This is a genomic window from Roseovarius amoyensis (assembly GCF_003260265.1).
In the GTDB taxonomy this organism is placed as follows: domain Bacteria; phylum Pseudomonadota; class Alphaproteobacteria; order Rhodobacterales; family Rhodobacteraceae; genus Roseovarius; species Roseovarius amoyensis.
Map to the genome: position 1 here is coordinate 1 of NZ_QITQ01000063.1, position 3,068 is coordinate 3,068.

Sequence of the window (3,068 nt, forward strand, 5' to 3'; positions counted from 1 at the left end):
AAAATCACACCACGTGCCACAACAACGATCCCACGAAATCTACCGCTTCGCGATACAAAACGCCTTGTTTTGTTGACCTGCGCCAAACGAAATCCGGAAAAATCAGCCGCGAACTGTCGAAGTTGGGCTCGCCGTCCTCGGGGTTGAACACCGCGGTCAGGCGGCCGTCTGCGTCCAGCAGGTACAGGCCCGCATTGTGCGCGTAGCCGCCCATGCCGTCGGGGATCACCACCACCTCCGCAGTAGCGAGCAGCGCCTCGCGCTCTGCATCTCCGGCCACTCCCGCCACCCGCCAGCGCGGCGGTGTGGCCCCGTAGCGGTCCGCGAACCAGCCAAGGCGCTCGGTATCGTCCGCCGGATCAAAGCTTATGCTGAGCAGCGCCGTATTCGGCGGCAGCGTCGTCGCGAGCCGCTCAAAGGTGGAGCCGAGTACGAGGCAGATGTCGGGGCAGGTCGCATAAATGAACTCAAGCACCGCCGGGGCGCCACGGTAATCCGACAGACGAAAGCTCGCGCCGGTTCGGTCTGTCAGCGCCGTATCCGGAAGCTGGCGCGGCGTGGTTGCGATATCGAGTCGTCGCGCCGCCTCGGAAGTGAAGGCTCTCCCACCGTCGGTTCCCCACCACAAGACCGCAGCGCCGAGGGCAGCTGTGGCCACCGCCGTGACTGCCGCCCGCATCGGCCTATCCTTGCCGCAGGATCTGCGGAATGCGGGCAAGGAAAGTCGCGATAAAGACGGTGGCAAGCACGATCACTCCAGCAGCGGCTAAGGTGGCAATGCGGTCATAGACCATCCACTCCGGCAGGTGGACCGCCCAGCGGCGTGGAACGCTGGCCCAGCCGCCCAAGAGAAACATGGCGGTGAAAGTCAGCCCAAACAGTAGGTAGAGGACGGCCATTACATCGCCACCACGCGGGGCGGTCTCCTCGCCGCGTGCCAGGTAGATCATGAAGGCGAAGAACATCGGCAGGAGGCCAAGCAGCAGGTAGAAATGGAAATGCCCCGGCACCCACATCGTGTTGTGCATCACCGAGTTGACCGCAATGGTCGCATCGACCACCGCCGGGATTACCCCTGCCATCCAGCCAAACATCGAGATCAGCAACAGCGTTGCAAGCAGGTCCCAGCGGATCCCCGACCGGTTCAGGATGGCGAGTGCGCCCAGGCCGGTCACGATCAGCACCGGGAAGGAGTTCACATAAGAGAAGACCTGCCCGATCACCATGGTCCAGTGCGGCATCGCGAAGTCCATGAGCAGATGGTGCGGGTAGATGATCAGCACCATCACCGTGGACAGTGTCCAGGCGGCCAGAAAGACCTTAGAGGTTTGCCACGGCCGGCCGGTGATGCGGGGCAAAAGCTCGTAGACGACCGTCACCGCCATGTAGATCGTCGCATTGATGATGGTGTGGCCGAAGAAATAGATCAGGTTCTTGATCATCAGTGGGTTAATCGCGACGTCGGGAAAGTAGAGGTTTACCAGACTCATCACTAAGGATGCCGCGCCCGCGATCATCGCTGGTGTGGTCACGATCACCACCATGGTCGAGGCGACAACAGTCGGCGGCGGCACATTCTTGGTGCTGCCGGCGAACAGCACATGCCACCCAAGACCGCGGCTGAGACCGCCATACCCGACGATGATGGCGCGCCCCAATTCGAGGCAGACCAGCAACAGCCCCACGCCGATTACCAGCAGCCCGGCCAGATGCAAGCCCGCCGCCCATGTTTCCCATAAACCGCCCGACAGGGCAGGCAGCGGATAGAGGTAGGTCCAGGCACCACCAAAACCGCCGATGAAATCTGCCCAGAGGATCGCCACGACACCAATCAGGAACAGCACAAAATTCGCTGCTAGAATCGAACGGTACAGCGACACATACGCAGACAGGAAGTGCCACATCACCGCCACACCGCCGAGGGCTGCGATGCCCACCATGCCGGTGCCGTGGACTGTCATCATCTGGTAAAACAGCGCCGAGTCGATATACAGCCAGCCGCTCTGGGCCATCCGCATCAGCAAGCCGAGCAGCATCATCAGCAGCAGGACGATTCCGGTCGTGGCCAAGTAGAGGGTGACCCAGAGCCGCGCGCGATCTGTAGTAACCTTTCCCGGTAGTGCGGTTGCATGCGCCTCAGCCATTGGTGCCTCCTGCCGCAGTGACGGTGATCTCGGTCATCATATCGTGATGCGCCAGCCCGCAATACTCCAAGCACAGAATTTGATAGGTGCCGGGCGTGTCGAAGGTATGGGTCAGATGGTTGACATATCCCGGCATCGCCTGCACCTGCGCCACCAGGCGCCCGGTCTCGTCATAGATACCAAAGCCATGATTGACATCGGTGCTGGTCACGTTGAATTCGACGGGTTCACCCATCGCCACGTCCGTGCGATCAAGGTCCCAGAACCATTGCGCTCCGGTGGCGTTCACCACCTGGGCCCCGGTCGGGGCGGCAGCGTAGGGTGTGATGCGTAAGAGCCACACCGTGGCCGGCAGGCCGACCAGCACCATGCCCCAGAACAGAATGGCGCGAAACCGGTAGGCACGCCTCTGAACCGGCGCATAATCCTTAGCCGCGCCCGCCCTCAGGCGCACCCGCAGAAATATCGCAGTGAGCGCCAAGATCGCCGCGAAACTGAGCAACAATGACAGGGTCTGGACCGTCATGGCTCCGCCTCCCTTCTTCAAGTGGAATGCGGTGACGGTAGGTCAATACTCGATTTCAGACAATGCGGCGCTTTGTCAATATGGATCATCGCGGAATGGCAGTGTCAGGGGCATGATGCAGAAATGCGCCCGGGTAGAAGTCGGTGGGCCACCGTGTCGTGCCAACCGCGAAAGCGACAGGCACTATACCTTTGCCGAAAACCGGAAAGGTGTCAGTTTCGACAAACTTTTCGGCACTTGTCCATGGCGAATTGTCGCAGGTTGTCCCTCCTGTCTGACGTCAGCACCTGTGGGACAGATTTGAGGATTTGAACACCGGAGGGGTTCTGGTTCATCGTAGCCTTTAAGGAGCGAAGATGAACAAGAAACCCGGAACATCAAAGGACAGCGCCGACAAG

The 3,068-nt window shown here is 60.7% G+C and carries 3 protein-coding genes; all 3 read right to left on the reverse strand.

The genetic code is table 11. The annotated features are described in order from the left end of the window. Nucleotides 1–4: 4 nt before the first annotated feature. The 3 genes from DL899_RS19035 to DL899_RS19045 are packed head-to-tail and all read right to left on the reverse strand — an operon-like array spanning nt 5 to nt 2,670. The gene (locus tag DL899_RS19035; protein ID WP_111735887.1) at nt 5–679 is read right to left on the reverse strand and encodes an SCO family protein; all 675 of its coding nucleotides are present in this window, start codon (nt 677–679) and stop codon (nt 5–7) included. A gap of 4 nt (nt 680–683) precedes the next feature. Beyond that, nucleotides 684–2,144 carry a cbb3-type cytochrome c oxidase subunit I gene (locus DL899_RS19040; RefSeq protein WP_111735888.1) on the reverse strand — a complete coding sequence of 487 codons (1,461 nt, stop codon included), beginning with the start codon at nt 2,142–2,144 and terminating at the stop codon, nt 684–686. Then, nucleotides 2,137–2,670 (reverse strand): cupredoxin domain-containing protein, encoded by a 534-nt coding sequence (locus tag DL899_RS19045; RefSeq protein ID WP_111735889.1) that lies wholly within the window; start codon nt 2,668–2,670, stop codon nt 2,137–2,139. Before DL899_RS19045 ends, DL899_RS19040 begins: the two co-directional genes overlap by 8 nt. Between the last annotated feature and the right edge of the window lie 398 nt (nt 2,671–3,068).

Coding starts and splice junctions, on each gene's coding strand:
- DL899_RS19035 (WP_111735887.1), bottom strand. CDS start 679: ATGCGGGCGGCAGTCACGGCGGTGGCCACAGCTGCCCTCGGCGCTGCG.
- DL899_RS19045 (WP_111735889.1), bottom strand. CDS start 2,670: ATGACGGTCCAGACCCTGTCATTGTTGCTCAGTTTCGCGGCGATCTTG.
- DL899_RS19040 (WP_111735888.1), bottom strand. CDS start 2,144: ATGGCTGAGGCGCATGCAACCGCACTACCGGGAAAGGTTACTACAGAT.